This window comes from Acidovorax sp. FG27 (genome assembly GCF_040365715.1).
In the GTDB taxonomy this organism is placed as follows: domain Bacteria; phylum Pseudomonadota; class Gammaproteobacteria; order Burkholderiales; family Burkholderiaceae_C; genus Paracidovorax.
This window is the reverse complement of record NZ_BAABVY010000006.1, coordinates 1-24,479: the sequence shown is the minus strand read 5'-3', so window position 1 is coordinate 24,479 and position 24,479 is coordinate 1. Positions and strand designations below refer to the sequence as shown.

Genomic DNA, 24,479 nt, shown 5'->3' with positions numbered 1-24,479 from the left:
CCGCAAGCGCATGGTGAATGATGGAGGCCATAACGACCTTCAGGAGACATCCGCCATGGACCACGCCCGAGCCGCCGACGACTTCCACCGCCGCTCCATCGACGAGCGCGACGCCTTCTGGGCCGAGCAGGCCCGGCTGATCGACTGGCACCACCCGCCCTCGCAGATCTGCGACCACAGCCGCCCGCCGTTCGCGCGCTGGTTCGCAGGCGGCACCACCAACCTCTGCCACAACGCGGTCGACCGGCACCTGGCCACCCGGGGCGGGCAGGCGGCGCTGGTCGCCATCTCCACCGAAACCAGCACCGAGCGCAGCTACAGCTACGCCGAGCTGCACCAGGAAGTGCAGCGCGTGGCCGCCGCCCTGCAGTCGCTGGGCGTGGGGCGCGGCGACCGGGTGCTGATCTACATGCCGATGATCGCGGAGGCCGCCTTCGCGATGCTGGCCTGCGTGCGCATCGGCGCGCTGCATTGCGTGGTGTTCGGCGGCTTCGCGGCCGGCTCCCTCGCCTCGCGCATCGACGACGCGGAGCCAGTGGCGGTCATCAGCGCCGACGCCGGCTCGCGCGGCGGCAAGGTCATCCCGTACAAGCCGCTGCTGGACGAGGCCCTGCGGCTGGCGCGCCACAAGCCGCAGGCGGTGCTGCTGGTCGACCGGGGCCTGGCGCCCATGGCGCTGGAGCCCGGGCGCGACCATGCCTGGGCCGAGTTGCGGGCGCGTCACGCGGCGGCCTCCGTGCCCTGCGAATGGGTCGACGCCACGCACCCCAGCTACACCCTCTACACCAGCGGCACCACCGGCCGGCCCAAGGGCGTGCAGCGCGACACCGGCGGCTATGCCGTGGCGCTTGCCGCCAGCATGCGGCACCTGTTCGACGCGCGGGCGGGCGAGGTGTTCTTCGCCACCAGCGACATCGGCTGGGTGGTGGGGCACAGCTACATCGTCTACGGCCCGCTGCTGGGCGGCATGACCACCATCTTCTACGAGGGCCTGCCCACGCGGCCCGACGCGGGCGTGTGGTGGAGCATCGTCGAGAAGTACCGGGTCACGCACATGTTCTCGGCCCCCACGGCCGTGCGGGTGCTCAAGAAACACGACGCGGCGCTGCTGGCGCGGCACGACGTGTCGTCGCTCAAGGGCCTTTGGCTGGCGGGCGAGCCGCTCGACGCGCCCACCTCGCAGTGGATCGCCGGCGCCCTGGGCGTGCCCATCATCGACAACTACTGGCAGACCGAGACCGGCTGGCCCATCCTCACCCTGCCCACCGGCGTGGCGCCCCAGGCCCCGCGCCTGGGCAGCCCGGGCCGGGCGGTGTACGGCTACGACGTGAAGCTGATCGACGAACACACCGGCGAAGAGTTGACCGGCGCCCACCAGAAGGGCGTGGTGGCGATCGACGGGCCGCTGCCGCCCGGCTGCATGCAGACCGTCTGGCGCGACGACGAACGCTTCGTGAACACCTACTGGAAGAGCCTGCCCGGCCCCATGCGCTACAGCACCTTCGACTGGGGCATTCGCGACGAGGACGGCTACTACTTCATCCTGGGCCGCACCGACGACGTCATCAACGTGGCCGGGCACCGCCTCGGCACCCGCGAGATCGAGGAAAGCATCGCCGCCCACCCCGGCGTGGCCGAGGTGGCGGTGGTGGGCGTGGCCGACGCGGTGAAGGGCCAGGTCGCCATGGCCTTCGCCGTGCCGCGTGACGCGGCGCTGCTGGGCGATGCCGCCGCCGCCCGCCGGCTGGAGGGCGAGGTCATGCAGCAGGTGGACGGGCAGCTCGGCGCCGTGGCGCGCCCGGCGCGGGTGCTGTTCGTGGGCCTGCTGCCCAAGACCCGCAGCGGCAAGCTGCTGCGCCGCGCCCTGCAGGCGGTGGCCGAGCGGCGCGATCCGGGCGACTTGACCACCATGGAAGACCCGGCCGCGCTGCAGCAGGTGAAGGATCTCATCGGCTGAATGCCGGGGCGCTCGCGGACGTTTGCTATCAACTTGATAGCTATACCCGCTTATTCGATCGGCGTCGAAGGCATTTCAGGGCCAAAGTTTGGCGGGGCGCCGCGCCGCTTCAGGCCAGCGGGCGGCCCAGCCACTCCGCGGGCGCCCGCCACTGCGCCGCCCATGCCGCGAACGCATCGGGCGGCATGGGCCGGGCGATGCAGTAGCCCTGCGCCCAGGCGCAGCCCAGGTCGAGCAGCAGCGCGCCTTGCTCCACCGTCTCCACCCCTTCCGCGATGATGCGGTGCCCGAACGAGGCGCCCAGCCCGATGACGCCCTGCACAATGGCGCGGTCGCCCGGGTCGGTGGTCATGTTGTGCACGAAGCTGCGGTCCAGCTTGATGTGGTCCAGCGGCAGCCGCCGCAGGTAGGCCAGCGATGAATAGCCGGTGCCGAAGTCGTCCAGCGACACCGTCAGGCCCCGCCCGCGCAGGCGCTCGAGCTCGGCGGCCACGTGGTCGATGTCGTAGAGCGCCGCGCTCTCGGTGATCTCCAGCTCCAGCCGGTGCGCGGGCACCTCCGGGCGCAGCGCCATGCGGTGCTCCATCCAGTCGGCAAAGCCTTCGTGCTGCAGGTGCTGGGCCGAGACGTTGATGCTCACGGGCAGCGCCAGGCCCTGGCGCCCCAGCTGCGCGATAAGCTGCAGCGCGCTGTCCACCACCCATTCGCCGAACCAGGCCTCCAGCTCGGTGTTCTCGATCAGGTGCAGGAAGGCGCCGGGCGCCAGCAGCCCGCGCTCGGGGTGCTGCCACCGGGCGAGCGCCTCGGCGCCCACCACCACGCCCCGGCGCATGTCCACCTTGGGCTGCAGGTACAGCGCGAACTGCCCCTGTGCCAGCGCCTCGGACAGCTCGGCGGTCTGCGTGCGCCGCACCTGCAGCGCCCGCTCGTGCGCCGTGTCGAAGGCGTGGAAGCGGTTGCGGCCGGCCTGCTTGGCCAGGTACATGGCCTGGTCGGCGTGGCGCAGCAGGGCGTCGGCGTCGGCCTCGTCGTCGGGATAGAGCGTGTAGCCGATGCTCGCGGTCACCACCACCCGCTCGCCGTCCAGGGTGTAAGGGGCGGAGACGCTGGCCATCAGCGCCTGCAGCAGCTGCTCGCACTCGGCCCGCGAGCCCAACCCGGGCAGCAGGATCACGAATTCGTCGCCCCCCAGCCGCGCCACGCAGTCCACCGGCCGCAGCGACCGGGTGAGGCGCCCCGACATCACCACCAGCAGCCGGTCGCCCGCGCCATGGCCCAGCCGGTCGTTCACCGGCTTGAATCCGTCCAGATCGAGATAGGCCACGCCCAGCAGTTGCCCGCCTTGCCGCGCGCGCGCCATGGCCGCCTGCAGCCGCTCGGCCAGCAGCACCCGGTTGGGCAGGCCGGTGAGCGCGTCGTGGTGCGCGAGCCGCTGCAGGGTTTCCTGCTGCGCCCGCTGGTGGCTCACGTCGATGCCCACGCCCACCATGCGCAGCGGCTTGCCCTGCGCGTCCCGGTGCACGATGTTGCCCAGGTTGCGCACCCACTGGCCCCGCCCGTCCGGGCGCATCACCTGCCAGGTGGCGTCGAACGGGGTCGAAGGCTCGGCCGCGTGCCGCTGCAGCTCGGCGGCGATGGCGTCCAGGTGCGTGGGTGCGACGCCGGCCGTCCAGTGCACGCCCACCGGCGGCTCGCCCGGCGCGCCGTCCGCGCCGTCCGCGCCGTTCAGGCCCTGCATCGAGCGCCAGCGCGCATCGCCCGTCACCCGGCCCGACTGCAGGTCCCAGTCCCAGAGGCTCAGGGCGGCGGCCGAGATGGTGAGCGAGAGCAGCGCCTCGCGCTCGCGCACCTGCTGCTCGGCCTGCTTGCGCTCGGTGATGTCGTCCAGCACGAAGAGCCAGCACGCCTCGCCGCCGGATTCCACCGCGCTCATCGATTGCAGCACGGTGCGCCGCTCGCCGCTGCGGGTAGTCATCTCCGCCTCGTGGCCCAGCAGCTCGCCGCTGGGCAGCGCGGCGCGCACCAGCGACTCGCGCACCGCCGGCGGATAGATGCCCAGCGACGCGGCGGTGTTCACCAGCGCCTCGGCCCGGCTGAAGCCCACGGCGCGTTCCCAGGCCGGGTTCACGTCCACGTAGCGGCCGTCGCTGCGGCGAGTCAGGCCCATGGGGTAGGGCATGGCCTGGAACATCTGCGCGAAGCGCGCCTCCGACTGGCGCAGCCGCTGCTCCGCGCGCTTGCTTTCGTCGATGTCCTGGATCACGCCGCGCAGGCGCACCAGCCGGCCACTCTCCAGCTCGGGCTCGGCGCTCACGCGCACCCAGGCGTGCCGGCCGTCGGCCCGCATGATCTCGATCTCCAGCCGCCAGGGCTCGGGCTCGGCGAAGGTGCGCTCGAACTGCTCGCGCACCACCTCGCGCCAGGCCGGCGCCACGTACTGCCGCAGGTAGTCGCCGGCCGAGGGCAGCGGCGAGCCGGGCGGCAGGCCATGGATGGCATGGCACACCTCGGACCAGTAGAGCGGCCCGCCCGGGTCGGGATACGCGTTGACCCACACGCCCAGCCGCGCCATGCGCCCGGCCTGCTGCAGCACGCCATAGGCGGCGACCAGCTTGTCGCGGGTGCGCAGCTGCTCGGTCATGTCGTGGAACACGAAGACCATGCTCGGCTCGCCGTTCACCCGCGTGGCGCTGGCCGAGATCTGCCCGCGCACGGAGCGGCCCAGCACGTTCAGCGTCACCGGCTGGCCGACCACCTCGCCTTGCAGCTGCAGGGCATGCAGCAGCGCCTCGCGGTCGGCGGGCGACGGCCAGACGTTCAGCTGCAGCGAGGTCTTGCCCAGGATCTCCTCGCGCGGCCGGTTCGCCAGGCGGCAGAAGGCGTCGTTCACGTCCATGAAGCAGCCATCCGCCAGCCGGGTGATGCCGGCGGGGTCGGGCAGGGTCTGGTAGACGATGGTGTAGCGCGCCTCGGATTCGACCAGCGCGTTCTGCACCTCGCGCTGCTCGGTCACGTCCACGTCCATGCCGACCAGGCTCGCGACCCGGCCCTCGGCGTCGCGCTGCAGCACCTGGCCGCGCGAGATCAGCCAGCGCCAGCGCCCGTCGGCGTCGCGCATGCGGTATTCGGCCTGGTAGCACTGCTCGCGGCCCAGCATGGCGTCGTGCAGGTGCGGGCCGATGCGGGCCATGTCCTCCGGGTGGCGGCGGGCGTTCCATTCCTGCCAGACCCGGTCGGCATCCACCCCCGGGGTGCCCGGGGCGGGCAGCCCGAAGCGGCGGTAGAACCGGCCGTCGTAGGTGAAGCGCTGCGCATCCACCTGCCAGTGCCAGCGGCCGCCGCCCGAGGCGTCCAGCACCAGGCGCAGCTCCTCTTCGCGCTGGGCCAGCAGCGCCATCGTGCGGACCTGGCGCCGCAGCAGCTCGGCGCCGCCGCCCAGCACCAGCACGGCCAGGGTGTAGCGCCAGGGTGCTGCCTCCAGCCAGTCGGCCAGAGGCAGCGCCGCCGCCCCGGCCGCGCCCGCGAACGCCTGGTGCAGGCCCAGCAATCCGAGCGGCAGCGCGAGCGACAGCAGGGCGAGGGCGCGCCACATCCGGCGCTCCTGCGCCTCCTTCCGTCCCTGTGGCCCCTGCCACTCCTGCTTGCCGCGGGCGAAGCGGCAGGCGCAGGCCAGGGCCAGCACCGCGGCCGTCTGCGCGGCGGCGGTTGCCCAGGGCAGTTCGGCCGCGCCATGCACGGCGGCCTGCAGCAGCAGCGACAGCACGCCCGCCACGCCGCCCGACAGCGCGCCGAAGCAAAACGCGCACACGGCGGACATGGTCGGGAAGATGGCCAGCCACGGCGCGCCCCCGGGCACGGCCACCCAGGGCGCCACCAGCAGGGTGACGGCGCCGCCCGCCGCACCGATCGCCAGCCGGGCGCGCAGGGGCGGGGCGAGCAGCATGCCCTGCGGCAGCCGGGCCAGGAAGCCGAGCCACGCCAGATGGAACAGGCCGATGAAAAGGGACTCAACCGCCACGCCGGCCACCGGATGGGCGTGGGCCGCGCCAGGGTGCGGGCGCAAGGGCAAGTGGCAGGGCAGCGGGCATGGGCGCGAGTGTAGGCGCAGCGCGCCGCCCTCGCCCTCGCGGCTTCCCCGGGGTGGCTGGCGCGCTGCGGGGTCAGCGCCCGGCGGCCTGGCCGCCCGCCCGCGAGCCGACCAAGCCGGTCGACAGCACCGTGCCGCAGACGATCACCACGCCGCAGCCCACCATCCAGGGGGTGACGCTTTCGTGCAGGAAGAGCGCGCCGTAGAGCAGCGCGAACACCGGCGCGAGAAAGGTCACCGCCAGCGCCCGGCTGGGCCCCGCCCGGGCGATCAGCCGGAAGTAGAGGATGTAGGCGATGCCGGTGCACAGCACGGCGATGGCCACCACCGCGGCCCAGGCGCGGGGGCCGGGCATCTGCGCCGGCCAGCACCAGATCGCGGGCAGCGCGAGCCCGAGCGTCGCCCCCAGCTGGCTGCCGGTGGCGGTGACCAGCGGCGGCACGCCCTGCAGGTGGCGGCGGGCGAAGCTGGCCGCCACCGCGTAGCAGAGCGACGCCAGCAGGCAGGCGGCCATCGCCCAGCCGGCGTGCGCGGTCTTGAAGCCCGCGCCGGCCGGAGCCCGCCAGGCCAGCAGCGCCACGCCGACGAAGCCCAGGCCCAGGCCGAGCCAGCGCAGCCGGGTGATGCGGTCGCCCAGCCACACCCAGGCCACCAGCGCGCCGAAGAGCGGCACCGTCGCATTCAGAATGGACGTGAGCCCCGTGGTGATGTGCATCACCGCCCAAGCGTAGAGCGCGAACGGGATCGCCGAGTTGATGACGCCGCCCAGCAGCACCGGCCGCCAGTGGCGGCGCAGCGCCGGCCACTGGCCGCGCCGCACCAGCAGCGGCCAGAGGAACAGCGTGGCCAGCCCGACCCGCAGGCCGGCGGTGGGCAGCGGCCCGAACTCCGCCGCGCCCAGCCGCATGAAGAGGAACGACGCGCCCCAGAGCGCGGCGAGCAGCACGAATTCGCCCACCCAGCGGGGCGGGGCGGCGGTGGCGGCCGGGCTCACGCCAGCGCCTTCGCCGCCGCCGGGGCGAAGAGGGGCAGCGCGTCCGTGCGCGAGGCCAGCGCGCCTTCCAGCCGCAGCAGCGCGGCCTTGCGCTCCAGCCCGCCGGCGTAGCCCGTCAGCGCCCCGCCCGAGCCGATCACCCGGTGGCAGGGCACGATCACGCTCACCGGGTTGCGGCCCACCGCCGCGCCCACCGCCCGCACTGCCAGCGGCCGGCCGACCTGGCGGCTGAGCGCCGCGTAGCTGACCGTCGCGCCCGGCGCGATGCCGCAGAGCGCCTCCCACACGGCCTGCTGGAACGGCGTGCCCGACCCCAGGTCCAGCGGCAGGTCGAAGCGCACGCGCCGCCCCGCGAGGTAGTCGGAGAACTGCCGCGCCGCCTCCACCAGCACCGGGTGGCCGGGCGCCTGCGGCCAGGCGGCGGGCCCGTCCAGCGCCGCCAGCGGCTGGTGGCGCTGGCCGTCGAACCACAGGCCGACGAGGCCCCGGGCCGAAGCGGCCAGGCGCACGTCGCCCAGCGCCGTGGTGATGCGGCTTTGTACGGTGTCAGCAGGGTATGGCATGTCGATCTTTCAATGAAATTGGGCCGCAGCGCTTGATGGATATACGTATGCAGCTATGGTTTCGATAGCTATTCGCCCAGCGCCGGCCGGGCCCCCGCGTGCCAGGCGCGCACGGCCGCATAGGCGCGCCAGGGCCGCCAGCGCTCCGCCGCCGCCGCGGCGGCCTGGGCGGGGCGCGGCGTGCCGCGCAAGCCCAGCGCGGCCTGTACGGCCACGTCGCCGGCCGGAAAGGCGTCGGGCCAGCGCAGCGCGCGCATGGAGATGTACTGCGCCGTCCAGTCGCCGATGCCGGGCAGGGCGCAGAGGGCGGCCGTGGTGGCGGCCACGTCGGCGCCTGGGTGCAGCGCCAGCTGCCCCGACTCCACCGCCCGGGCCAGCGCCACGATGGCCGCCTGCCGCTGGCGCACGATGCCCAGCGCGCCCAGCGCGTCGCCCTCGGCCGCCGCCAGCGTGGCCGGCGCGGGGAAGAGGCGCGACAGCGCGGCCCACGGCGTGGAGAGCGGCTCGCCGAAGCGCTCTGCCAGCCGCTCGGCCAGCGTGCGGGCCGCCGCCACGGTGATCTGCTGGCCGAGCACGGCCCGAACGGCCAGCTCGAAGCCGTCGAACGCCCCGGGCACGCGCAGGCCGGCGGCGCCGGGAAAGTCCGCGCCCAGCACCGCGTCGATGGCCTCGGGGTCGGCGTCCAGATCGAGCATGCCGCGCACCCGGGCCATCACCAGCGGCAACACCGGGTACAGGCTTTCGCTGACCTGCAGCGAGGCCTGCGGGCGGGCAGGGTCGAAGCTCACGTCGATCCAGCCGGTGAGCGCCGTGCCGCCGGCGGCGGGCCAGCGCACGGTGCGGCGCAGGGCCTGCGGCGCGTCGCCCAGGCACACGTCCTCCACCCCGGGAATGCGGCGCTGCGCGAAAAAGCCCAGCAGCGCGGGCACGTCCAGCGGCGGCCGGTAGGCCAGCCGCAGCCCACGGCCGGCCGGCGGGGCCGCGCCGCGCTGGCGCAACTGGGTCGGGTTCAGCCCGTAGTGGCCCTGGAAGGCCGCGTTGAAGCGGCGTACGCTGCCGAAGCCGCTCGCCAGCGCCACCTGGGTCACCGGCAGGTCGGTATCGGTCAGCAACTGCTTGGCGGCCAGCAGGCGGCAGGTCTGCACGTACTGCAGGGGCGACACCCCGAGCGCGGCCTCGAATACGCGGCGCAGGTGGCGGTCGCTCACGCCCAGCCGCGCGGCCAGCGCCCGCAGGCCGCCGCCCTCGGCAGGTTCGGACAGGCTGCCGGCGTCCAGCAGCCGCAGCGCCTCGCGCACCAAGATGGCCGGGGCGTCCTGCGTGGACCAGGCGAGCTGGCGCGGCGCCAGCTCGGGCCGGCAGCGCAGGCAGGGGCGAAAGCCCGCTGCCTCGGCCTGGGCGGCCAGGTCGTAGAAGCGGCAGTTCTCGCGCCGGGGCGTGCGCACGCCGCACACCGGGCGGCAGTAGATGCCGGTGCTGGTCACGCCGGTGAAGAAGCGGCCGTCGAAGCGCGCATCCCGGGCGGCGAGCGCCAGGTACCGTGCATCGTCCTGCGGGCAGAGCGGCTCGGCGGCGGAACGGGGCAGGGTGCGGGGCATGGGGCAAATCATAGGCGGCGGGCTGGCGCATGCTGGCCGTTTCCGGACCTGTGCCCCGGCGCCCGGCCCGGCCCGCAACTCGCGGTGCCGGCCTACGCGGCGACGCGCCGGCGTGGCACGGCGCCGCGCCTACAATCCGCGCCAACTGCGCCCCGGGCGCCTGCCTACCTGGCTGCGCGCGCCCTGCGCTCGCCGGTGCGCGACCGCACCGCGCCATCCGATCCCGACCAGAACCCGTAAGGAACCACCCGTGCAACTGACGCCCGCCATCTTCAAGGCCTACGACATCCGCGGCATCGTGCCCACCACCCTGAACGAAGACGTGGCGCGCGGCCTGGGCCGTGCGTTCGGCACGGCCGCGCTGGCTGAGGGGCAGAGCGTGGTCGCCGTCGGCCGCGACGGCCGCCTGTCGGGCCCGGCGCTGTCGGCCGCGCTGATCGCCGGCCTGGTGGACGTGGGCATCGAGGTCATCGACGTGGGCGCGGTCACCACGCCCATGCTGTACTTCGCGGCGCACACGCTGTGCCGCAGCGGCATCCAGGTCACGGGCAGCCACAACCCCAAGGACTACAACGGCTTCAAGATGGTGCTGGCCGGCCGCGCCATCTACGGCGACGAGATCCAGGCGCTGCGCCGCACCATGGAAGAGGAAAGCTGGCAGCTGAAGGACGGCGGCAGCGTGCGCCAGGCCGACGTGCTGGCCGACTATGCCGAGCGCATCACCTCCGACGTGAAGCTGGCCCGCCCGATGAAGATCGTGGTCGACAGCGGCAACGGCATCGCCGGCGCCTCTGCGCCCGGCATCTTCCGCGCGCTGGGCTGCGAGGTGATCGAGCTCTTCTCCGAGGTGGATGGCGACTTCCCCAACCACCACCCCGATCCCAGCAAGCCCGAGAACCTGCGCGACCTGATCGCCAGGCTGCAGTCCACCGACGCCGAACTGGGCCTCGCCTTCGACGGCGACGGCGACCGGCTGGGCATCGTCACCAAGGACGGGCAGAACATCTTCCCCGACCGCCAGATGATGCTGTTCGCCCGCGACGTGCTCTCGCGCGTGCCGGGCGGCCACATCCTCTTCGACGTGAAGTGCACGCAGCGCCTGGCGCCGGCCATCGCCGAAGCGGGCGGCGAGCCCGTCATGTACAAGACCGGCCACTCGCTCATCAAGGCCCGCATGAAGGAGCTCGACTCGCCCCTGGGCGGCGAGATGAGCGGGCACATCTTCTTCAAGGAGCGCTGGTTCGGCTTCGACGACGGCACCTATGCCGGCTGCCGCCTGCTGGAGATCCTGAGCCGCGAGAGCGACCCAGGCGCGGTGCTCAACGGCCTGCCCACCAGCCATTCGACGCCCGAGCTGAACGTGAGCTGCGAGGAAGGCGAGCCGCACCGCCTCACGGCCGAGCTGCAGTCGCTGGCCGCCGCCACTTTTGCCGCGCCCGCGCAGACCAACACCATCGACGGCCTGCGCGTGGACTGGCCGGACGGCTTCGGCCTCATCCGCGCCAGCAACACCACGCCCGTGCTGGTGCTGCGCTTCGAAGGCCACACGGAAGACGCCATGCACCGCATCGAGGGCGAGATGCTGGCGCTGCTGGAGCGGGTGAAGCCCGGCGCCCAGGTGGGCGGCGCGGCGCACTGAGCGGCCCGCGTCCGGCCCTAAAAACCCCTTTTCCCGGAACCCGCTGCCCGTGAGCCGCCATCGATGAGCCGTGTGGTGCGATCGCTGTATTCGGCGCTGATGGTGTGCGCCCAGCCCTTGCTGCGCTCCAAGCTGCGGCGCCGGGGCGAGACCGAGCCGGGCTATCTGGAGGCGGTGGCGGAGCGCTTCGGCCGCTATCCACCCGCCATCGACAGCATCGCCGGGCCGGACGACGCCGTTCGGGACGACGAGGCGCCGCTCATCTGGATGCACGCCGTCTCGCTGGGCGAGACGCGGGCCGCGGCCATCCTGCTGGCCGAGCTGCGCACGCTGCTGCCGCATCTGCGCCTGCTGCTCACGCACGGCACCGCGACCGGCCGGGCCGAGGGCGCCAGGCTGCTGCGCCCGGGCGACATGCAGGTCTGGCAGCCCTGGGACACGCCCGGTGCCGTCGGCCGGTTCCTGGACACCTTCCGCCCCTCCATCGGCGTGCTAATGGAAACCGAGATCTGGCCCAACCTGGTGGCCGGCTGCCAGCAGCGCGGCATTCCGCTGGTGCTCGCCAACGGCCGGCTCAATGACAAGTCCCTGGCCGGCGCGCGCCGCTGGGCCTGGCTGGCGCGCCCGGCCTATGCGGGACTGGCGGCGGTCTGGGCGCAGACCGAGGCCGACGCCGAACGCCTGCGCGCCGCCGGCGCCCGGGTCGACGGCGTCTTCGGCAACGTGAAGTTCGACACCGTGCCCGACGCGGACCAGCTGGCACAGGGCCGCGCCTGGCGCGACGCGGCCGGGCGGCCGGTGCTGCTGCTGGCCAGCAGCCGCGAGGGCGAGGAGGCGATGTGGATCGACGCCTTGAAGGCCAATCGCCCGCCAGCGCTTGATTCACCTGCGCATGATGCTACTGAAAGTATAGCATTCGACCATGGCGCCGTGCAGTGGCTGGTGGTGCCGCGCCACCCGCAGCGGTTCGCCGACGTGCGGCAACTGATCGAAAGCGCCGGGCTCACCGTGTCCTGCCGCAGCGACTGGGCGGCATCGCCCGGCACGGCCGACGTGTGGCTAGGCGACTCGCTGGGCGAGATGGCGCTCTACTACGGCCTGGCCCATGCGGCCCTGTTGGGGGGCAGCTTCGCGCCGCTGGGCGGGCAGAACCTCATCGAGGCGGCGGCCTGCGGCTGCCCGGTGGTCACCGGCCCGCACACCTTCAATTTCGCCGAGGCGGCGCGCCTGGCCTGCGACGCAGGCGCGGCCCTGCGCGTGGCCGACATGGCGGAAAGCATCGACACCGCCACCCGCCTGGTCCATGACCCGCAGCGCCTGCAGGCCGCGCAGGACAAGGCCCTGGCCTTCACCCGGGCGCACCGGGGCGCGGCGCTCTCCACCGCCATGGCGGTGGTGCAGCGGCTACGCCTGCAGGGTCCGGCCAGCCTCTGACCGGCTGCCGGCAGCCGGCAGCCACCGCGCAGCCGCCCGTTCCCGCAAAATGCGGGCTGGAGGCCGGCAGCCGGCTTCCCCATGCCGCCGCAGGCCGCACCGTCCATGATCGAAAAACACTACCTGACACCGCTGTTCGCCCCTACCTCCATCGCCGTGCTGGCCGGGCAGGTGGACGCGGCGGACACACTCACGCCGTGCGGCCGCGCCGTGCACCAGGCCCTGCGGGCGCAACGCTTCGCCGGCACGCTGCAGTTCCTCGACATCCACACCAGCGGCACGCTGGCCGACCTGGCGCAGACCCGCGCCGACCTGGCGGTGATCGCGCTGCCGCCCGCCGATGCCGTGGCCGCGCTGGAGGTGGCCGGGCGCATCGGCTGCCGCGCCGCGCTGGTACTCTCGAGCGGGCTGGACGCCGACCAGGCCGCCCGCATGAAGCAGATCGCCCGGCGCGAGGGCATGCACCTGCTCGGCCCCAATTCGCTGGGACTGCAGCGGCCGCACCTGCAGCTCAACGCCAGCGCGGCGGGGCCGCTGGCGCGGGAGGGGTCGCTGGCGCTGGTCTGCCAGTCGGGCTCGCTCACCGCGTCCATCCTCGACTGGGCCCGCAAGAACGGCGTGGGCTTTTCCACCGTGGTGTCCCTGGGGCCGAACACGGACGTGGACATCGCCCAGGTGCTGGACTTCCTGGCCAACGATGCGCGCACGCAGAGCATCGTCGTCTACATGGAGGGCATCTCCAGCGCGCGCCGGTTCATGAGCGCGCTGCGCTCGGCGGCCAATGCCAAGCCGGTGGTGGTGCTGAAGGCCGGCCGCAAGCCGGCGGGCAACGAAGCCGCGCAGACGCACAGCGGCACCATCGTGGGCAGCGACGACGTGTTCGACGCGGCCCTGCGCCGCGCCGGTGCCGTGCGCGTGCGCTCGTTCGTGGAGCTCTTTTCCGCCGCCAAGTGCCTGGCCTCGCGCTACCGGCCGGTGGGCAAGCGCCTGGCCATCATCACCAACGGCGGCGGGCCGGGCGTGTTGGCGGCCGACTGGGTGAACGAGATCCGGCTGGATCTGGCGCGGCTGGCGCCGGAGACGGTAGCGGCCCTGGCGCCGCAGCTGCCCGCGCTGGCATCGCTCGCCGACCTGATCGATCTGTCGGAAGAGGCCGGCCCCGAGCACTACCGCGCCGCGCTCGAAGCCGCCACGCGCGACCGCCAGGTCGATGGCGTGCTGGCGATCTTCTCGCCCAAGGTGGGGGCCGATGCCGCCGCCGTGGCCACCGTGCTGGCGGAGGCCCGCCCCCGCATGGGCAAGCCGCTGCTGGCCTGCTGGATGGGCGACGAATCCGTTGTGCCGGCCCGCGAGGTGCTGCGCGAGGCCGAGATTCCTAACTTCCGCACGCCCGAGGCGGCGGTGGGCGCCTTCGGCAACATCGCCTCGTTCTACCAGAACCAGCAACTGCTGCAGCAGACCCCGACGCCGCTCACCACGCTGGCCAAGCCCGACATCGAGGGTGCGCGCCTAGTCATCGAAAGCGTGCTGGCCGAGCGCCGCCACGTGCTGACCGAGATGGAATCGAAGACGCTGCTGGCGGCCTTCCACATCCCTGTCACCAAGACCATCCTCGCGCGCAGCAGCCACGAGGCGATGATGATCGCCACGCAGCTGGGCTTTCCGGTGGCGCTCAAGATCGACTCGCCGGACGTGACCCACAAGTCGGACGTGGGCGGCGTGGCGCTGGGCATCCACAGCGGCACCGCCGCCCGCGATGCCTACACCGACATGGTGCAGCGCGTGGCGCGGCTGCAGCCGAATGCCCGCATCAACGGCGTCACCGTGCAGAACATGGCGCGCGCCCGGCGCGGGCGCGAGATCTGCATCGGCGTGGTGACCGACGAGCCGTTCGGCCCGATCATCACCTTCGGCGCGGGCGGCACCATGATCGAGCTGATCGACGACCGCGCCATGGAACTGCCCCCGCTCAACCAGTTCCTGGCGCGCCGGCTCATCGACCGCTCGCGCGTGGCGGAAACGCTGGGCGAATGGCGCGGCGCGAGCGCGGTGCACCGCGAGGCGCTCGAGCAGGTCCTGCTGCGCGTGTCGGAAATGGTGTGCGCCCTGCCGCAGCTGCGCGAAATGGACATCAACCCGCTCATCGCGGACGAGGAGGGCGCCGTCGCGGTGGACGCGCGCATCGTGCTGGCCACCGCCGCGCAGTCGGCGAGCGCCCGGGCTGACAGCGGCGGCGGCAGCAGCTACCACCACCTGGCGATCCTGCCGTACCCGGCGCGCTACGAGCAGCTCTGGCCCATGCGCGGCGGGGGTGAATTCCTGGTGCGCCCGATCCGGCCGGACGACGCGCAGATGCTGCAGAAACTGGTGCGCGAGATGTCGCCCGAGAGCCGCTACTTCCGCTTCATCTCGCAACTGGCCGAACTGCCCGCCAGCATGCTGGCGCGCTTCACCCTCATCGACTACGACCGCGAGATGGCGCTGGTGGCCGTGGTGCGCGAACGCAGCGTGGACGCGGCCGGCGACGTGACCGAGACGGAGCGCGTGGTGGGCGTGTCGCGCTACGTCACCAACCCGGACCAGTCCAGCTGCGAATTCGCGCTGGTGGTGGCCGACGACTTCAACGGGCGCGGTCTCGGCTCGCGGCTCATGCTGAGCATCATGGACGTGGCCCGCGACCGGGGCCTGGCGGAAATCAACGGCCTGGTGCTGGCGAACAACCCCAGCATGCTCAAGCTGATGCGCCGCCTGGGCTTCGAGGTGAAGGCATTCGAGGAAGACCGCGATTTCAAGCTGGTGGTGCACCAGCTTTGATCTCGGCCAGTCTCATCGAGACGGAAGGGAGTCAAGTCAATTGGCAGTGCTTGGGTCTGCAGCGCTTTGCTGGGCTTGAAGCAGCTTGATGGAATTCCTGAGCGACGGTATTTCCTTGCTGAATGCCTTTTCCAACTTGGCGATATTGCACGCCAACCATTGGGCCATCGCGGGCCAGTTCGACCTGTCATGGCCATCGCAGGGGGAGTCCGTCTGAATGATGGACACCTTCTTATCGTCCATGCGGCGCCAGTTCAATTGGGAGCCGAAGGACAACTCGACTTCCGCCTTTCGGGCAAAGAGTTCATCGAAGAGCAGCTTGTTGCTCTCTTTGCTTCCCACATCGATAGTAAATTCAACCCGGATCTCGTTCCTATTGAAGATCAACGAATATCCGATGCCTGAAACTCCGGAACCCGCGCTGAGCCAGTGGTCTCGACCAGGACTGACCTTATCGAACAGCGTCACATTGGCTTCCTTGAGCGCAGCCAACGCCGCATGCCAAAATTCAGTGCGCATCTGGTGGCGGGCGGCCTGGCGCAGTTCCGCCGACTGTTCCTCGTCTTCTTTTTCAGAAATTCCGATCATGAGCTCTTCCGCTTCAGGCAGCGGAATGACTTGCTTCACTGTCAGGAAAACGTTGTCCCCTTCCCGAAAAGGAGTGGCTTGGAAACATGTCACTGAAATTCGATGTTTCATGAGCCAAAGCACGGTAGACGTTACCTCTTTCCGAAATTTGGCAGCCACCATGACGAGCCGCTGCTCATTTCCTATGTTGAGCACTACGTCGTCGATAGTTTCCTTCCCCAGAAATTCACAGATCAGCTTTTCTGCGCTAGCCTCTGGTGCATTTTTTTCCAAATACAGCTGGAATATTTTCAAGATACCGGATTTGGAAAGCGTGGAGCAATAGGAAGCGTATTTCAGCGCCTGCCATACGACATCTTTTCCGGAGTCGTCCAGTTTATTCTCGATAATCACCAGACGGCCTGCCTTGTCCAACGCCAGCAAATCCAGCCGCTCTTTCGTGTCGTCAAAACCGTCGAACTCCTTCTGTATGATGAGAAGGTCCTCTCCCAGCACGTCCGGTTGATTCGCAATCCATTCCTGAAGATGGTGCCGTTCGGTAAAACGAAGCTCAGAGAAACTCACCTCGCTCAGTTTGATAATTCGATTGGTTGTTTGATCGATGCGAAACATGGGGTAGTGTGGGATATCTAGCCATGGGCCATGAAGCAGAATTCCGGTTTATTGAACCTGCTGCGTTAAACTATTTTTTGTTCAGTAAATCAATTTGAGCCAAGTCAGCCTCGGTCAGCAGGCCGGCCGCCTGCCGCAGCCGCAGCCCGCCCATCAGCACGCCGTAGCGCGCCTGCGCCAGGTCGCGCCGGGTCTGGAAGAGCTGGCTCTGGGCGTTCAGCACGTCGATGTTGATGCGCACGCCCACCTGGTAGCCGAGCTGGTTGGCCTCCAGCGCGCTCTGGCTCGACGCTTCGGCGGCCTGCAGTGCGGCGACCTGGCCCTGGCCCGACTGCACGCCGTAGAAGGCGGCGCGGGCGCTCTGCGCGACCGTGCGGCGGGCGTTGTCCAGGTCGGCGGCGGCTTTCTCCTCCAGCGACAGCGTTTCCCGCACGCGGTTCTGCACCGCGAAGCCGGCGAAGAGCGGCAGGTTCAGGGCCACGCCGACGGTGGCGTTGGTGCTGCGCGAGTTGAGGTGCGGTGCCGTGATGGTGCCGCGGGGGTTGCGCGCCACGGCATAGCCTGCCTGCAGGTCGATGGTGGGCAGGTGGCCGGTCTCGGCCTTGCGCGTTTCCAGCCGTGCCACGTCCAGGGCGATGGCCGCCTGCCGCACCTGCGGCTGCTGCGTTTCGGCCGAGCGCACCCACTCGTTCACGTCGGCGGGCGCCAGGGCCGGCAGCCGCACGGGCTGGGCGAGCGGCAGGGGCGCCGTGCCGGGCCGGCCGACCAGCTGGTCGAGCGCCAGGCGTTTGACGAGCAGATCGTTCTGCGCGGCGATTTCCTGCGCGGTGACGAGGTCGAACCGGGCCTGCGCCTCGCGGGAGTCGGTAACCGTGGCGGTGCCGATCTCGAAGTTGCGCTGGGCGAAGGCCCGCTGCTCGGTGACGGCGGCCTTTTGCGCCTGCACGAAGGTGAGCGTATCCTGCGCCGCCAGCACGTCGAAGTAGGCCTGGCTCACCCGCACCAGCAGGTCCTGGCTGGCGGCGTCGAGCTGGGCGCGGGCGATCTCGATGCCGCGCTGGCCCTGCTCGAAGGTGATGCGGTTGGCCGGGCGATAGAGCGGCTGCGACGCGCTGACCCCGGCCTGCTGGGTGGGCGCGTTCAGGTCCACCGACGGGCGGCTTACCTCGGTGCGCGCATAACTGGCGCCGGCCGACAGCCCGGCGCTGGGCAGCAGGCCGGCGCGGGCCTGCTCGGCGCCGCTGCCCGCGGCGTCGAGCTGGGCGCGGGCCGCCAGCCAGGGCGCGTCATAGCTGCGCGCCACGGCGGCCAGCTCGGACAGGCTCTGCGCCTGCGCAGCAGGGCCGGCGACCCAGCCAGCGCCCACGACCAATGCGACGGGGATGATCCGCGACAACGACTTCGACATGTCAGCCTTCCTCTTTCAGCACACCCCGGGACGGGGGAACCAGACGCCGGCACCGGCACGATGCGACCGGGCGCGGCACACGCCAGCAGGGGGCGAGCGAGCGCTTTCAGTAGCGCGGCACGCTCGCGTCGCGTTCTTGCGTCCAGGCGTCGATGCCGCCGCTGATGTTGGCGACGCGCTCGAAGCCCTGGTGTTCCAGAAATGCCGCCACCCGCAGGCTGCGCATGCCGTGGTGGCAGAGGCACGCCACGGGCCGCGTGGCATCCAGCTCGGCCAGGCGGTCGGGCAGCGCGCCCATGGGGATGGCCACCAGCTCGAAGCCGTCGGGCACGACGCTCGCCGTCTGCAGCTCCCAGGGCTCGCGCACGTCCAGCACCAGGGGGCGGCCGCTGGCGGGCGCGGCGGCGAACCAGTCGGTCAACTGGGCGGGGCGGACGTGGTCGATCATGGAAGGGCGTGAAAAAGGAAGGGGGAAGAAGGCCGGGACCGCAAGGGGGCCCGGCGGCTCGGTGCCTCAGAACGTGAAGGTCGACGGCTCGGGAAAGTGTTGCAGGCGGGGCGCGACCGTGTCCCACGGCGTGGTGGTGTCGAAACGGTCGCCGGCGCGGCGCACGATGGTGGCGCGCATCATGGGCGCCTTGCCGACGATGGCACCCAGGCGGCCGCCCTCGCGCAGCAGGCCCAGCAGGCTGGCCGGCACCTCGGCGACCGACCCGCTCAGCACGATCACGTCGAAGGGGCCGTCGGGCAGCGGGCCGTTGGCACCGTCGGCCTGGCGCACTTCCACATTGGCCACGCCGGCGCTGCGCAGGTTCTCCTGGGCAAATTCGACCAGCGCGGGCGCGATCTCCAGCGTGACGACGTGCTGGGCGCGGGCGGCCAGCAGGGCGGCCATATAGCCCGAGCCGGTGCCGATCTCGAGCACGCGGTCGGTGGGCTTGACCTGCAGGTCCTGCAGCATGCGCGCCTCGACCCGGGGAGGCAGCATGAACTGGCCCAGGCGGCGGGCCTCGTCCACCGAGCTGTTGAGCGGAATCTCGGTGTCCATGAAGGCCATGCCGTGGTGGGCGACGGGCACGAACTCTTCCCGGCGCACCACGGCCAGCAGGTCCAGCACGTCCACGTCCAGCACGTTCCAGGGGCGGATCTGCTGCTCGATCATGTTGTAGCGCGCCTGAGCGATCGGGTCGCTGATGTTGGCGGACGTGTTCAGGGGCATGTTCATGGGGTTACTCCGAAGCTCGTGGATCAGGACAAACCCACGATTCTAGGCGGGGCGGGGGCTTCATCCGCGTGCACGCAAAGGCCTCGCAGCAAGGTATCGGCTTGCGTGTCGATGTAGCGCTCGGGCGAGAGGTCGGGCGAGTCGGGCACGCAGGCGCCCAGCGAGTGCTTCCACATCGTCAGAAAGACGAGCGGCGCCAGCACCAGATACACCGCGTAGTCCAGATCAACGGCGCGGAATTCGCCGCGCTCCACGCCCCGCTGCAGGATGCGGCGGATCAGCCGGTTGCCGGGCTCGACCACTTCCTCGCGGTAGAAAAGCGCGATTTCCGGGAAGTTCTGCGCCTCGCCCAGCATCAGCTTGGTGATGCCCGAAGCCTTGGTCGACCCGATGCGGGCCCACCAGTCGTGCAGGCAGCAGCGCACCAGCTCGCTGGTGGTGCCGGCAAAGCTCTCGACCTCGACGTCCCATTCGGCGAAGCGGCCGGCGATGTTCTCGCGCACCACCGCCTTGAAGAGATCTTCCTTGCTGGGGAAGTACAAAAACAGCGTGCCCTTGGACACGCCCGCGCGGGCCGCGACCTCGTCCACCTTGGTGGCGGCGAAGCCCTTCTCCACGAACAGGTCGAGCGCCGCATCGAGCAGCTCGCCCGGGCGCGCCTCCTTGCGGCGGCCACGGCGCGGCGCATCTTCGGTCGCTTGAGGGGAGGGAGGGGCGGAGGGGCTCATTTATTACTGACTGACTGGTTAGTAATGTAGCAAGCCCCTACCGCACCGTCAACGCGGGCGGGCTTCCATAATTCCTGGGACCTTCCCAATCCCCGACTGGAGAACCCAAGCGATGACCACCCTGCAAACCATCACACTCGGCGGCGGCTGCTTCTGGTGCACGGAAGCCGTGTTCGACCGCGTGCGCGGCGTGACCGACGTGGAGAGCGGCTATGCCAACGGCCAAGTGCCGTCGCCCACCTATGAGCAGATCTGCACCGGCCGCACCGGCCATGCCGAAGTGGTCAAGCTCACCTTCGACCCGGCGGTGATCGGCGTGCAGCAGATCCTGGAGATCTTCTTCGCCACGCACGACCCGACGACGCTCAACCGCCAGGGCAACGACGTGGGCACGCAGTACCGCAGCGGCATCTACACCACCGACCCCGAGCACCAGCGCGTGGCGACCGAGATGGTGGCGCAGCTCGACCAGAGCCGGGCCTTCGGCGCGCCGGTGGTCACCGAAGTGCAGCCGCTCGAAAGCTATTGGCCTGCGGAGGATTACCACCAGGACTATTTCCTCAACCACCCCGGCCAGGGCTACTGCGCCTTCGTGGTGGGGCCGAAGGTGGAGAAGTTCCGCAAGACGTTTACCCAGCACCTGAAAGCCGAAGCGGCCTGACCCGGTGTGAATGAACCCGCCACGGGCGGCGTGGCCGTGGCAGGAGCCAGGGTCGCCCGTGCCGCATAATGCAACCCGTTTGCGTTATGACAGACCCGATGCCCCTCGTTGCCGCCCCTGCCTTGCCGCCCGGCCTGCGTTCCACGCGGGCCACCCGCGCCGTGCTGCAGCTGGTGGCGGAGCGGGCGGGCGAGGCGCTCTCCGAAACGCAGGTGGAATCAGCCCTGGCCCAGGCCGGCGTGCCCGCCAACCGCGTCACGGTGTACCGGCTGCTCGACCGGCTGGCCACGGCCGGCGTGCTGCGCCGGCAGGTGGATGCGCAGCGCGTCGCACGCTATGCGCTGGCCCCGCCCGCCGGCACCGAGGGGCCCATGCCCCGCTTCGAATGCGATGACTGCCACCGGCATTTCCCGCTGTCCCAGGGTGCCGAGAGCCTGCAGCGCGCCACGCGGCAGATGCTGCAGGCGCTGGCGTCGGCCGGCCATGAAGGCATGGCGGTGGACATCGCTGTGCATGGCCGGTGCGCCGGCTGCGCCCATCCAGACCTGGGAGAGGGCGCGTGATCGTCACCCGGTCGCTCGGATTTGCCCATGCGGGCGCGGCCCCGTTGCGATTTCCCGACGTGCAGGTGCCGCAGGGCGGGCGCCTGCTGCTGCAAGGCCCGTCCGGCTCGGGCAAGTCGACCTGGCTGGCGCTGGTGGGTGGGCTGCGCCGGCCGTCCGCCGGAACGGTGCAGGTCGCCGGCACGACGCTCGACGGCCTGGCGGGTGCGCGCCTCGACACCTGGCGCGCCCGCACCGTCGGCTTTTTGCCGCAGCGGCTGCATCTGAGCGACGCGCTGACGGTGGCGGGCAACCTGGCGCTGCCCTACCTGGCTGCCGGCCTGGCACGGGACGATCGGGTGATCCACGCGGTATTGCAGCGCCTGGGCCTGGAAGGCCTGGCCGGGCGTCGGCCGCACGCGCTCTCCGGCGGCCAGGCCCAGCGGGTGGCCCTGGCGCGCGCGGTGCTGCTGTCACCCCGCGTGCTGCTGGCCGACGAGCCCACGGCCAGCCTGGACGACGCCTCCGCCGCCGCCGCGCTGGCGCTGCTGCACGAGACCGCCGACGCCTGCGGCGCCACCCTGGTGGTGGCCACCCACGACGCACGGGCGGCCGCCTGGGTGTCGGCACTGGAGGGCGCGCAGGCGCTGTGGCTGACTGCCGAGCCCGGACCTGCCGGCACCCTTCCCACCTTGAGCCAAACAGGCCCGCAGCGCTTGCAGGACGGGCGCATCGCGCTATGAAAGCAGTAGCATCCATCGCTCTCCTGTCGTGGCGCTACCTGTGGTCGCGCCCGCTGCAGGCGGCCTTGAACCTGCTGCTGCTGGCGCTGGGCCTGGCCCTGGTCACGCTGGTGTTGCTGGTCGGCACGCAGGTCGACCGGGGCTTCGAGCGCGACGTGCAGGGCATCGACATGGTGGTGGGCGCCAAGGGCAGCCCGCTGCAGCTCATCCTGGCGGGCGTGTTCCACATCGACGTGCCGCCGGGCAACATCGCGCTGGCAGACTTTCAGGCCCTGCAGCGCAACCCCCTGGTGGCGCAGGCGATCCCGCTCAGCCTGGGCGACAGTTTCGGCGGCTTCCGCATCGTCGGCACCACGCCGCAATACCCGGCGCACTACGGCGCCGCGCTGGAGCAGGGCGCGCTGTGGCAGGCGCCCCTGCAGGCGGTGCTGGGCGCTGACGTGGCCCGGTCGATGGCAGCCGGTGCTGCGGAGGGCGGCTCTCTGCTGGGGCGCCGCTTCGTCGGCAGCCACGGCCTGGGCGGTGGCGGCCATGCGCATGGCGACCATCCCTACACCGTCTCGGGCGTGCTGGCGCCGTGCGGCTGCGTGCTCGACCGGCTGATGCTGACCTCGACCGAATCGGTCTGGCAGGTGCACGAGTCCGCGCAGGCCGACGACCCCGACGACCTGGCCGTGCTGCGCGAGGAGCGCGAGATCACGCTGGCCCTGGTGCGCTGGCGCAGCCCGCTCGCCGCCGTGACCCTGCCGCGCGCCATCAACGCCGGCACCCCGATGCAGGCCGCCGTGCCCGCCGTCGAGATCACTCGGCTGGTGCGCCTGCTGGGCGTGGGGGCCGACATGCTGCGTGCGTTGGGCGGCGTGCTGCTCGGCGTGGCCGGGCTCAGCGTGTTCATCGCCTGCTGGAACGCGGTGCGCGAGCGACAGGCCGATCTGGCGCTGCTGCGCCTGCTGGGGGCGCCGCGCACGCGGGTGGCGGGCGTGATCGCGGCCGAGGCCCTGTGGCTCGCGCTGCTGGCCACCTTGCTGGGCCTCGCCCTGGGCCACGCCCTGGCGGGGCTGGCGGGGCATTGGCTGGGCGCCGAAGGCTCCATGCCGCTCACCGGCGCCCTCTGGCTGCCGCAGGAATGGGCCGTGCCGGCCCTGGCCCTGGGCATCGCCGGCCTGGCGGCGCTGCTGCCCGTAGTGCGCGCCTACCGTACCGACGTGGCCGACCTGCTGGCGCGGCCGGCCTGATCGGCCCGCTTGCTTTCATTCCCGGTTTCCCAACCCCCTCCTGAAGGACCTTTTCGATGCAACGACTCTTGACCACCCTCGCTCTCGCGCCGCTGATGGCCATGGCCGCGCTGGCCCACGCCCAGGGCCATTCCGACAAGGAAACCCAGGCCGACATCCAGCGCCACCGCGCCATGGCCGCCGCGCACGAAGCCGCCGCCAAGTGCCTCGAATCGGGCAAGGGCCATGACCTGTGCATGAAGGAGCTGCAGGCCGCCTGCAAGACGCTGGCCATCGGCAAATACTGCGGCATGAAGCACGCGCACTGAAAGGCAAGACAATCGGCCCCGGGCGGGGCCGCTCGACCGCTTCCCTCATCCCAGCTTCCAGAACCTTCCGCCAATGTCTTCACTGCCCCCACGCTTTCACGCCCTGGCTTGCGCCGCGCTGGCTGCCGTCTTCAGCACGGCAGCCATGGCAGCCGCGCCCGCCGCAGCGCCACCGCCAGCGCCGGCCGACGGCGGCGGCGGGCTTTCGTCGCCCATGGGGCCGGGCGGCCTGCCGGCCGGGCAGGGCGCCGGCTACCACAGCCCGCAGAGCCCGATCAAGCCGCTGCAGCCGCGCAGCGACGTCGTGCCGTGGTCCAGCCTGTCGAACCTCACGAAGAAAACCCTGCGTGACCGGATCGAACCCGTGTTCACCAGCGAGCAGAAGGCCATGCACATGACGATCCGGCGCGTGCAGGGCTTCATGGTGCCGATGGACACCAAGCCGGGGCAGAAGCACTTTTTGCTCACTTCCGTGCCGCTCACCTGCGCCTTCTGCATCCCGGGCGGCCCGGAAAGCATGATCGAAGTGAAGGCCCGCACGCCGGTGCGCTACTCGCTGGAGCCGGTGGTCGTGGAAGGGCGCTTTCAGACGCTGCAGGACGATCAGTACGGCCTCTTCTACCGCTTGGTGGAAGCGCGCCAGGTGGAGTGACGGCCACGCCGCACCCGCCCACCTTCTCGCACTGAACCGATCACTATCGCCCCCACGGCATGGCCGCCACCCGCCCCCGCAGTCTAGAACGCACTCCGTGCCGGCCGATGAGCGCCCGCGCCGCGCTCTGGTGGCTGGCTCTGTGCCTGGTGCTGGGGCCGGCGCTCGGGCGCATGCACCAGGTCGTGCACGGGCCGCTCGCGTCGCCCGCCGCCGCGGCTGCCAAGGCGTCGGCGCATGGCGCGCTCGGCCATCAGGCGGACGCCCACCACCGGGCGTCGGGGGGCGGCCATGCCGGTGTCCACGCGCTGTTCCAGGGGCATGGCGGCGCCGGGCGACACGGTGCAGGACACGGCCGCGCGCTGGGGCTTCTTCCACATGGGCCATTTCTCGCAGGACTACAAATCCCTCTTCGGCGAAGCGCCTTCGCACACCCTGCGCCAGCACGCGGGGCAGAGTCGGTAGCACAATCGTCCGTCTGGCGCGGCGGTTGTTCGCACCCGGTTGCCGGGGCCGCCGGCGCCGCCCGCCCACCGCACGAAAGAAGAGCCGCCCATGAACGCCCGCATCCCGTCTTCCGCCTTCCAGCCCGACCAGGCCCTGTCGCAACTCAGCCAGCGCTGGGACGAAGGAATCCTGCCGCAGCTGACCGACTACATCGCCATCCCCGCCAAGTCGCCCGGCTTCGCGC

Annotated in this window: 21 protein-coding genes; 11 read left to right on the top strand and 10 right to left on the bottom strand. The window is 71.4% G+C overall.

The features are described 5' to 3' along the window. Positions 1-55 precede the first annotated feature (55 nt). Entirely contained in the window at positions 56-1,957 is a 1,902-nt protein-coding gene (locus ABWV53_RS03985; protein ID WP_353363195.1) for a propionate--CoA ligase, read from the top strand. Between the two features lie 109 nt (positions 1,958-2,066). On the opposite strand, the gene ABWV53_RS03980 is transcribed toward ABWV53_RS03985, so the two are convergent. The 4 genes from ABWV53_RS03980 to ABWV53_RS03965 all read right to left on the bottom strand — a co-directional run bounded on the left by ABWV53_RS03980 (position 2,067) and on the right by ABWV53_RS03965 (position 9,199). Further along, entirely contained in the window at positions 2,067-6,020 is a 3,954-nt protein-coding gene (locus ABWV53_RS03980; RefSeq protein ID WP_353363192.1) for a sensor domain-containing protein, read from the bottom strand. 97 nt (positions 6,021-6,117) lie between these two features. Next, a complete protein-coding gene (locus ABWV53_RS03975; RefSeq protein WP_353363190.1) occupies positions 6,118-7,038 on the bottom strand; it encodes a DMT family transporter in 921 nt (306 codons plus the stop codon). Then, on the bottom strand, positions 7,035-7,601 hold the full coding sequence (locus ABWV53_RS03970) for a methylated-DNA--[protein]-cysteine S-methyltransferase (protein WP_353363188.1): 567 nt from the start codon (positions 7,599-7,601) through the stop codon (positions 7,035-7,037). Before ABWV53_RS03970 ends, ABWV53_RS03975 begins: the two co-directional genes overlap by 4 nt. Before the next feature lie 68 nt (positions 7,602-7,669). After that, positions 7,670-9,199: a DNA-3-methyladenine glycosylase 2 family protein gene (locus ABWV53_RS03965; RefSeq protein WP_353363186.1), complete on the bottom strand. Its 1,530-nt coding sequence runs from the start codon at positions 9,197-9,199 to the stop codon at positions 7,670-7,672. Positions 9,200-9,449: 250 nt separating this feature from the next. On the opposite strand from ABWV53_RS03965, the gene ABWV53_RS03960 reads away from it, so the two are divergent. From ABWV53_RS03960 to ABWV53_RS03950, 3 genes are all read left to right on the top strand, one after another. After that, the gene (locus ABWV53_RS03960; protein ID WP_353363184.1) at positions 9,450-10,838 is read left to right on the top strand and encodes a phosphomannomutase/phosphoglucomutase; all 1,389 of its coding nucleotides are present in this window, start codon (positions 9,450-9,452) and stop codon (positions 10,836-10,838) included. A gap of 63 nt (positions 10,839-10,901) precedes the next feature. Continuing rightward, complete coding sequence (locus ABWV53_RS03955) at positions 10,902-12,272, top strand: 3-deoxy-D-manno-octulosonic acid transferase (RefSeq protein ID WP_353363182.1); 1,371 nt, start codon at positions 10,902-10,904, stop codon at positions 12,270-12,272. Positions 12,273-12,377: 105 nt separating this feature from the next. Beyond that, positions 12,378-15,086, top strand: coding sequence for a bifunctional acetate--CoA ligase family protein/GNAT family N-acetyltransferase (locus tag ABWV53_RS03950; RefSeq protein ID WP_353363180.1), 2,709 nt, complete (start codon positions 12,378-12,380; stop codon positions 15,084-15,086). A 36-nt stretch (positions 15,087-15,122) separates the two neighbouring features. On the opposite strand, the gene ABWV53_RS03945 is transcribed toward ABWV53_RS03950, so the two are convergent. The 5 genes from ABWV53_RS03945 to ABWV53_RS03925 all read right to left on the bottom strand — a co-directional run bounded on the left by ABWV53_RS03945 (position 15,123) and on the right by ABWV53_RS03925 (position 19,647). Continuing rightward, complete coding sequence (locus tag ABWV53_RS03945; protein WP_353363178.1) at positions 15,123-16,286, bottom strand: DUF4268 domain-containing protein; 1,164 nt, start codon at positions 16,284-16,286, stop codon at positions 15,123-15,125. A 70-nt stretch (positions 16,287-16,356) separates the two neighbouring features. After that, a complete protein-coding gene (locus ABWV53_RS03940) occupies positions 16,357-17,694 on the bottom strand; it encodes a TolC family outer membrane protein (RefSeq protein WP_353363176.1) in 1,338 nt (445 codons plus the stop codon). Positions 17,695-17,800: 106 nt separating this feature from the next. Further along, positions 17,801-18,142: a rhodanese-like domain-containing protein gene (locus ABWV53_RS03935; RefSeq protein WP_353363174.1), complete on the bottom strand. Its 342-nt coding sequence runs from the start codon at positions 18,140-18,142 to the stop codon at positions 17,801-17,803. A gap of 66 nt (positions 18,143-18,208) precedes the next feature. Continuing rightward, positions 18,209-18,919: a protein-L-isoaspartate O-methyltransferase family protein gene (locus ABWV53_RS03930; RefSeq protein ID WP_353363172.1), complete on the bottom strand. Its 711-nt coding sequence runs from the start codon at positions 18,917-18,919 to the stop codon at positions 18,209-18,211. A gap of 23 nt (positions 18,920-18,942) precedes the next feature. After that, positions 18,943-19,647, bottom strand: coding sequence for a TetR/AcrR family transcriptional regulator (locus ABWV53_RS03925; RefSeq protein WP_353363170.1), 705 nt, complete (start codon positions 19,645-19,647; stop codon positions 18,943-18,945). A gap of 112 nt (positions 19,648-19,759) precedes the next feature. Here ABWV53_RS03925 and msrA point away from each other — a divergent pair, with 112 nt between their 5' ends. The 6 genes from msrA to ABWV53_RS03895 all read left to right on the top strand — a co-directional run bounded on the left by msrA (position 19,760) and on the right by ABWV53_RS03895 (position 23,788). Next, positions 19,760-20,308 (top strand): peptide-methionine (S)-S-oxide reductase MsrA, encoded by a 549-nt coding sequence (gene msrA, locus ABWV53_RS03920; RefSeq protein ID WP_353363168.1) that lies wholly within the window; start codon positions 19,760-19,762, stop codon positions 20,306-20,308. Positions 20,309-20,406: 98 nt separating this feature from the next. Next, complete coding sequence (locus ABWV53_RS03915) at positions 20,407-20,871, top strand: Fur family transcriptional regulator (RefSeq protein ID WP_353363166.1); 465 nt, start codon at positions 20,407-20,409, stop codon at positions 20,869-20,871. Continuing rightward, positions 20,868-21,593 carry an ABC transporter ATP-binding protein gene (locus ABWV53_RS03910; protein ID WP_353363164.1) on the top strand — a complete coding sequence of 242 codons (726 nt, stop codon included), beginning with the start codon at positions 20,868-20,870 and terminating at the stop codon, positions 21,591-21,593. Before ABWV53_RS03915 ends, ABWV53_RS03910 begins: the two co-directional genes overlap by 4 nt. Beyond that, positions 21,590-22,828, top strand: coding sequence for an FtsX-like permease family protein (locus ABWV53_RS03905; protein ID WP_353363162.1), 1,239 nt, complete (start codon positions 21,590-21,592; stop codon positions 22,826-22,828). Before ABWV53_RS03910 ends, ABWV53_RS03905 begins: the two co-directional genes overlap by 4 nt. Positions 22,829-22,884: 56 nt before the next feature. After that, on the top strand, positions 22,885-23,136 hold the full coding sequence (locus ABWV53_RS03900; protein WP_353363160.1) for a hypothetical protein: 252 nt from the start codon (positions 22,885-22,887) through the stop codon (positions 23,134-23,136). A gap of 73 nt (positions 23,137-23,209) precedes the next feature. Next, on the top strand, positions 23,210-23,788 hold the full coding sequence (locus tag ABWV53_RS03895) for a hypothetical protein (protein ID WP_353363158.1): 579 nt from the start codon (positions 23,210-23,212) through the stop codon (positions 23,786-23,788). 83 nt (positions 23,789-23,871) lie between these two features. On the opposite strand, the gene ABWV53_RS03890 is transcribed toward ABWV53_RS03895, so the two are convergent. Next, a complete protein-coding gene (locus ABWV53_RS03890; RefSeq protein ID WP_353363309.1) occupies positions 23,872-24,168 on the bottom strand; it encodes a hypothetical protein in 297 nt (98 codons plus the stop codon). Here ABWV53_RS03890 and ABWV53_RS03885 point away from each other — a divergent pair. Next, positions 24,110-24,253 (top strand): helix-turn-helix domain-containing protein, encoded by a 144-nt coding sequence (locus ABWV53_RS03885; RefSeq protein ID WP_353363303.1) that lies wholly within the window; start codon positions 24,110-24,112, stop codon positions 24,251-24,253. The genes ABWV53_RS03890 and ABWV53_RS03885 overlap by 59 nt on opposite strands. Positions 24,254-24,479 lie beyond the last annotated feature (226 nt).

Bases quoted from the DNA above. Each gene is read 5' to 3' on its own strand.
- ABWV53_RS03985 (WP_353363195.1), top strand. From the start codon at position 56: ATGGACCACGCCCGAGCCGCCGACGACTTCCACCGCCGCTCCATCGAC.
- ABWV53_RS03970 (WP_353363188.1), bottom strand. From the start codon at position 7,601: ATGCCATACCCTGCTGACACCGTACAAAGCCGCATCACCACGGCGCTG.
- ABWV53_RS03965 (WP_353363186.1), bottom strand. From the start codon at position 9,199: ATGCCCCGCACCCTGCCCCGTTCCGCCGCCGAGCCGCTCTGCCCGCAG.
- ABWV53_RS03955 (WP_353363182.1), top strand. From the start codon at position 10,902: ATGAGCCGTGTGGTGCGATCGCTGTATTCGGCGCTGATGGTGTGCGCC.
- ABWV53_RS03950 (WP_353363180.1), top strand. From the start codon at position 12,378: ATGATCGAAAAACACTACCTGACACCGCTGTTCGCCCCTACCTCCATC.
- ABWV53_RS03945 (WP_353363178.1), bottom strand. From the start codon at position 16,286: ATGTTTCGCATCGATCAAACAACCAATCGAATTATCAAACTGAGCGAG.
- ABWV53_RS03940 (WP_353363176.1), bottom strand. From the start codon at position 17,694: ATGTCGAAGTCGTTGTCGCGGATCATCCCCGTCGCATTGGTCGTGGGC.
- ABWV53_RS03935 (WP_353363174.1), bottom strand. From the start codon at position 18,142: ATGATCGACCACGTCCGCCCCGCCCAGTTGACCGACTGGTTCGCCGCC.
- ABWV53_RS03930 (WP_353363172.1), bottom strand. From the start codon at position 18,919: ATGAACATGCCCCTGAACACGTCCGCCAACATCAGCGACCCGATCGCT.
- ABWV53_RS03925 (WP_353363170.1), bottom strand. From the start codon at position 19,647: ATGAGCCCCTCCGCCCCTCCCTCCCCTCAAGCGACCGAAGATGCGCCG.
- msrA (WP_353363168.1), top strand. From the start codon at position 19,760: ATGACCACCCTGCAAACCATCACACTCGGCGGCGGCTGCTTCTGGTGC.
- ABWV53_RS03915 (WP_353363166.1), top strand. From the start codon at position 20,407: ATGCCCCTCGTTGCCGCCCCTGCCTTGCCGCCCGGCCTGCGTTCCACG.
- ABWV53_RS03905 (WP_353363162.1), top strand. From the start codon at position 21,590: ATGAAAGCAGTAGCATCCATCGCTCTCCTGTCGTGGCGCTACCTGTGG.
- ABWV53_RS03900 (WP_353363160.1), top strand. From the start codon at position 22,885: ATGCAACGACTCTTGACCACCCTCGCTCTCGCGCCGCTGATGGCCATG.
- ABWV53_RS03895 (WP_353363158.1), top strand. From the start codon at position 23,210: ATGTCTTCACTGCCCCCACGCTTTCACGCCCTGGCTTGCGCCGCGCTG.
- ABWV53_RS03885 (WP_353363303.1), top strand. From the start codon at position 24,110: ATGGCGGCGCCGGGCGACACGGTGCAGGACACGGCCGCGCGCTGGGGC.
- ABWV53_RS03890 (WP_353363309.1), bottom strand. From the start codon at position 24,168: ATGTGGAAGAAGCCCCAGCGCGCGGCCGTGTCCTGCACCGTGTCGCCC.